1 pseudogene is annotated in these 1,248 nt (G+C 31.5%); it reads right to left on the bottom strand.

From position 1 onward, the window contains the following. Nucleotides 1-664: pseudogene (locus MUW74_RS04025) on the bottom strand (hypothetical protein); the annotation flags it as partial. Nucleotides 665-1,248 lie beyond the last annotated feature (584 nt).

The following is a 1,248-nucleotide window of genomic DNA, read 5'->3' as shown; positions in this document are numbered from 1 at the left end:
AAATATCAACTACTACAACATTATATGGTAGCACCTTGGCTTTACATAGCTTTGTGAATCTTTCTTTTTTTGGTTTATATATTTCGTCTAATTCTTTCTGTTGGTTCTTTGAATTTTTCTCTAATTCATTGTTTCGTTTCACTAATGCCTTCTTTTCTTGCGCCAATGCCTCATTTTCTTGCGCTAATGCCTCATTTTCTTGCACTAATACCTCTTTTTTTTGCGCTAATTCATCTATTTGTTTGCGTATTTCCTCTAATTCCTTGTTTTTTTCATGACTTGAACCCATGCTGTTTTCGAGTTCTTTCTTTTTTTCTTCGAGTTCTTTCTTTTTTTCTTGGATTTTTTTCTGTTTTTGTTCGTTTGCTTTCTGTTTTTGTTCGTTTGCTTCTTGTTGCTTATTCAATTCTATTTGTTGTTCTTTCAAAGCTATACTGTTTGTATCTTCTTCAGGCAGCCCGTTTTTGTGTTCATCTTGTTCACTTTTTTTGTGCGCCTTATCCTTATCTAGATCATCCGACTGATCTGTTCCGTTGTTGGTAGGATTCTTCTCAAGTTTTGCTTTCTTAATTTTTTTATTACTATTACTATTGAACCCACAATTAGCATTAATAAATAATAATGCAGATAAATAAAATAAAGCGGCTTTATAGGAATGTTGCATATAATTTTATATATTAAACTGGTTGTTTTGAACTACTATTAATTCAACGGTGGTATCCATGCACAATTATGGTAAAACTACGCACAAAAAGAAAAAATAGCCTTTGTAAAATAGTAGGGAGCAGAAAATGGCACTTACAGCTAAAACAGAAAAAACAGCTTTGTATAAAACCTGCATAACAGGCGATTGCTGTTTTTATAGCTGTAAGTATTACCTTCCGCAACTTTTTACAGAGGGCTTGATTTTTTACCAGTGACCTGAACAGATACAACGGTTATGCTATTAGTCTATAAGAATTTAGCGTTAGTGTTATAGATTTAGATAGACTATATATTGATTGATCAAAAAAGATCAAGAAAAAAGATAAATAAGATCATATAAACCCGATTAAAAGGATTAGGCAAATATATAAAAAAATAATAATATATCGCAGCTTTTTACGCAAAATCGTGAACTTAAAAGGTTATTTGTTTGCTTAACAAGCGAAATAATTTATTTTTTTTACTTAATTTTTTGTGTCCATGCGTCATGGTGAATACGTCTTTTCTATTGGGTGCGCTACTGGTATCTGTTCAAGTCAGTGG

The organism is Candidatus Cardinium sp. cBcalN2, assembly GCF_022810445.1.
Classification (GTDB): domain Bacteria; phylum Bacteroidota; class Bacteroidia; order Cytophagales; family Amoebophilaceae; genus Cardinium.
This window is presented reverse-complemented; position numbering and strand designations above follow the sequence as displayed.